Here is a 4316-nt window from a genome sequence, read left to right on the forward strand (position 1 = left end):
ATCGTGCCCGGCACCCGTCCGGGCCGTCCGGCGGGCGAGCCGCCGCGCCCCGCGGACCAGCGCGTAGCCCTTCGTCAGCGTCCGGTCCACGGCGTAGGTCCGGGCGACGGCCCGTCCCTCCACCAGCCGCGCGAACTCCCCGGGCCGCGTGCCGGGCCGCACGGTCAGCCGCCGCAGGGCGAACGGACCCTGGGGCGGGCGGGCCAGCGCGTTGCGCACCGCGACGGCCTGGGTGAAGCCGGCGTCGCGCACGGACCGCCGCACCCGTCGGTCGGAGTACCCGAAGGGGTAGGCGAACGACTCCGGGGCGCGGCCGAGCCGGTCCCCGATGATCTGCCGGCAGCGCCGCACCTCGTCCGCCAGGGCCTCGTCGGGGATCTGGTCCAGCTGCGGATGGGTGTGGCTGTGGCCGCCGATCTCGTTGCCCCCGAGGGCGAGTTCGTCCACCTCGCGCCAGTCGAGCATGGCGTCGGGCGCGGCCCCGCCGCTCTCGTACGGACCGCGCAGCCAGCCCGTCGTCACGAAGACGGTCGCGCGAAAGCCGTACCGGCGCAGCACCGGCAGCGCGTGCCGGTGCACACCCCGGTACCCGTCGTCGAAGGTGATCAGCACGGGGCGGTCGGGCAGGTGCGGGCCGCCGCGCCAGGCCGCGGCCAGCCGGGCCGTGGTCACCGGGGTGAAGCCCCGCTCGGCGAGCAGCGCCATCTGCGCCGCGAACGCCTCCGGCGAGACGGACAGCGCGCGGATCGCGGCCGCCGGCGCGTGGCCGACCGCGTGGTACATCAGGATCGGTACGGGTTGACTCATCGAAGGCTCCTCGCGGCTCCTCGCGGCTGCTCACCGCGGCACGGCGGACGCGCGCCGCGCGCCCGCCCCGCGCTACGGGGTCCCGTGCCAGGTGCGCGCCCTGCCCAGGCCCTTCAGCAGCCGGTCGGCGGGGGCGCGCAGACCCGGCCGGGCCACCACCGCGTTGCGCAGCGCCCGCGCCGGGGCGCGCCGGGCCCGGTGGACGACGGCGACCGGGTGCCGCCGGGTCACCCAGCCCTCCGAGACCTGCACCTCCCGCGTCTTCAGCGCGTCCTTGTGCGCGCGGCCGCCCCGCCCGAGGTCGAGGTAGGACAGGCCGTCCTCGGCCGCGCCCCTGGCCATGCGCAGATGCAGCACGATGCCGGGGGAGTACTTCGCGAAGGCGGGGTCGTAGGCCGTGAACCAGCAGGCCAGCTGGTGCTCCGAGCGCAGCCCGAAGTGCGCGGCCGCCGGGCGGCCACCCGCGTACAGCACCGAGAGCAGGCCGGTGAACGACGCGGACCGGGTGGCGAACAGCTCCTCCACCAGCCGCGTGATCCAGGCGTGCGCGAAGCGGTCGCCGCGGCCCGTCCTGCGGTACTGCGCGGACTTCCAGCGCACGAGGGTGCGCAGCATCGCCGGATCGCGTTCGTCGTGCACGTAGCGGACCTCGCCCGCGGCCCGCCCCAGTTTGCGTTCCTGGGCCAGCCGGACACGGGTGCCGCGGGCCGACCGCGCGCGCAGCCGGCCGACGTACGCCTCCCAGCCGTCGGCCACGTCCATCACGGGCGAGGCGAAGGTGCCGGTCACGGACTGCTCGAACGGCCGCTGGCCCTCCGCGAGATGGTCGAACTCCCAGATGGCGAGCCCGCACGCCTTCAGCAGGGCGCCGGCGTCCCACTCGAACCCCGGCACGTGCACGAGGCCCTGGCAGTCCGACAGGCCGAGGCCGATCGCGCGGCCCACGCCCGCCGGGGACCGCTGGTACGGGAAGAACGCGAGGGGCGCGGAGCCCGGACCGTCCTCCCGCGCGACGGCGATCCGCACACCGCGCCCGCACCGGCCGACCGCCAGCGCGAACTCCGGTGAGAGGAAGGGATTGGCCAGCTGGGGGGAGCCGTCGGCGTGGGCGGTCGACTGCGTCGCCGTCCACGCCCGCCGGTCGGCGGCGGGCAGTTCCCCGGGCCGGTACACGCTGATGTCCATCACGGTCGTCCTTCCTGTCGCGGCCCCGCCGGGACCGGGGCGGCCACGGCCCAGGAGTCCGGGCCCGCCGCGCGGGACCGCACGGCACCGACCAGGTAGCCCGCGGTGGCGCCGGCGACCCCGGCGACGACCGCGCCGGCCCGCCCGGCGCCGCCACGGCGTCCCAGCAGGGCGTCCCGCAGCCCGCGGGCCACGGCGGCCGGCAGGACCCGGGTGGTGTAGCGGCGCTCCGACTCCAGGCCCTTGCCCATGCCGACCTGGCGGGTGACCCGGGCCTTGGACAGGCCCTCGGCGTAGGCGCGGCGGCGGAAGTAGCCGAAGCGTTCCCGGGCGAGGGGGACCTTGTGGTGGATCACCGCCCGGTCGTCGAGCAGGAGCAGCGCCTCGGGGACGGCCCGCTTCAGCCGGATGCACAGCTCCGTCTCCTCGCAGCCCAGCGGGCGCCGGTCGCCGTCGCGGCCGATGCCCACCGCGAAGCCGCCCGCCGCGTCGAAGGCGCTGCGGCGGAAGGAGGCGTTGCCGCCCAGGACGTTGCGCACCGGCGCCCGGCCCCGCGGCATCCCCTTGTAGGCGCAGCCCACGACCCAGTCGAACTCCTCGGGGAACCAGGCGGGCCTGCGGCCCGACCCCCACGCCGGTACCGTGCGGCCGCCCACGGCCATCACGCGCGCGTCGGTGTAGTCCGACGCCATGTGCCGCAGCCAGTCGGCTTCCGCGACGGCGTCGTCGTCGAGGAAGGCGAGGACCGCGCCCCGGGCGGCGGCGATGCCCGTGTTGCGTCCGGCGGACAGCCCCCGCGGGCCCGCGTTGGCGAGCACCCGCACGCTCCCGGGGCCGGGGCCCGGGTCCGTGCCGTAGGCGGCGCGCAGCCGCGCGAGCAGCGCGGGGTTGTGGTCGACCACGAGCAGGGTCTCCAGGGCGGGCAGCGACTGCCCGCGTACCGACTCCACGGCGGCGAGGATGTCCGGCCACCGGTCCTCGGTGTACACGCAGATCACGACGGAGAACTCGGTACGGGGCACGTCACTTCTCCCTACTTCTCCTGGTGCGGGACGTTCTCGGTACGGGGGGCGGGCGCGGGCCGCCGGGGCAGCCAGCGCGAGCGCCGGATCACGAGGTGGAGGGCGAGCACGGTCAGCGCCAGCAGCCAGGCGAGTCCGCCGCCTGCCAGGCCCAGGGCGGGCAGCAGGACGCGGGCCAGGACCAGCACCAGGACGCACAGCGCCAGTTGCAGTCCGACGACCATGCGCAGCCGGCGGCGCATCCGTGCCACGTCCACGGCAAGGCTCACCAGCAGGTTCGGCAGCGCGGACAGCGCCAGCAGACGCAGCAGCGTGGTGCCGTGCCGGGCGTACTCGGGGCCGAAGAAGGCGAGCAGCCTCGGCGCGACGAGGACGATCAGCACCGTGCCCGCCGCCATCAGCAGCGCGGAGTGGCGCAGTACGCGGGAGAAGTGCTCGGCCAGCCGGCGCGGGTCGTCGGCCGCCTCGACGATGAGGGAGCTGCCCATGTTGGTCGCGAGGAGGTAGGGGACGTAGCCGACGATCCACGCGAGCGAGTAGTAGGCGCTCTGCTCCGGGCCCAGGGTGTTCAGCACGAGCAGGGGCACCAGGCTGTAGGCGGCCATCCGGAACAGCGATCCGGCGTAGTCGGCCGTCGCGTAGCCCACCATGCGCGGCGGGCGCGCCGCCCGCGGGGCCCGGCTCTCGTGCCGGGGCACGGCGTGCCGCATCAGGAGCACGTTGGCCACCAGGAGCGCGACGATCAGCGCGCCGGCCCAGGAGACGAGGATGCCGGTGAACAGGGTCAGGGCGGCCGCGGCGGCCAGCAGGAGGATCTTCACCGCGGCGAAGACCACGTTCTCGGCCGCGACCCAGCCCGGGTGCCGGACGCCCGTCAGGGCGCCGTCCTGGAGGGCGAAGATCGCGTAGGCGGCGGTGTAGGCCACGAAGAACAGGCCGGTGAGCGGCGACAGCAGGAAGCCGAGGCCGGGGGTGACGACGGGCACCAGGAGGAGGAAGCCGACGGAGACCAGCACACTGCACGCGATGCTGACGGCGTAGCAGGTCAGGATCAGGGAGCGGGTGTGCCGTCCGGCGGCCGGCACGAAGCGGACCAGGAAGTCCGCGAGGTTGAGCTGGCCGATGGTGGACAGCAGCGTGGCGGCCGAGACCGTGGCGTAGTTCAGGCCCACCGTGCGGTCGTCGTACCAGCGGGTGGCCAGCACCCAGAAGACCGCCCCCAGCACCGCGTTGACGAGCGAACTCAGCGCCAGCAGATGGCCGTTGCGCAGCAGCGGCTCGCGGGGCAGCACGGCCGAGAGG

At 75.6% G+C, this 4316-nt stretch carries 4 protein-coding genes; all 4 read right to left on the reverse strand.

All coding sequences use genetic code 11. From position 1 onward, the window contains the following. Nucleotides 1-807: polysaccharide deacetylase family protein (locus tag SZN_RS35710; protein WP_007505160.1), on the reverse strand; the 807-nt coding region annotated here is incomplete at its 3' end. A 72-nt stretch (nt 808-879) separates the two neighbouring features. Then, complete coding sequence (locus SZN_RS35715) at nt 880-1992, reverse strand: GNAT family N-acetyltransferase (protein ID WP_007505162.1); 1113 nt, start codon at nt 1990-1992, stop codon at nt 880-882. Next, a complete protein-coding gene (locus SZN_RS35720; RefSeq protein WP_007505164.1) occupies nt 1992-3014 on the reverse strand; it encodes a glycosyltransferase family 2 protein in 1023 nt (340 codons plus the stop codon). The genes SZN_RS35715 and SZN_RS35720 overlap by 1 nt, the downstream gene beginning before the upstream one ends. A gap of 11 nt (nt 3015-3025) precedes the next feature. Continuing rightward, on the reverse strand, nt 3026-4316 hold a 1291-nt coding region (locus SZN_RS35725), incomplete at its 5' end, for a lipopolysaccharide biosynthesis protein (protein WP_007505166.1).

The sequence above is a fragment of the Streptomyces zinciresistens K42 genome, assembly GCF_000225525.1.
GTDB lineage: Bacteria > Actinomycetota > Actinomycetes > Streptomycetales > Streptomycetaceae > Streptomyces > Streptomyces zinciresistens.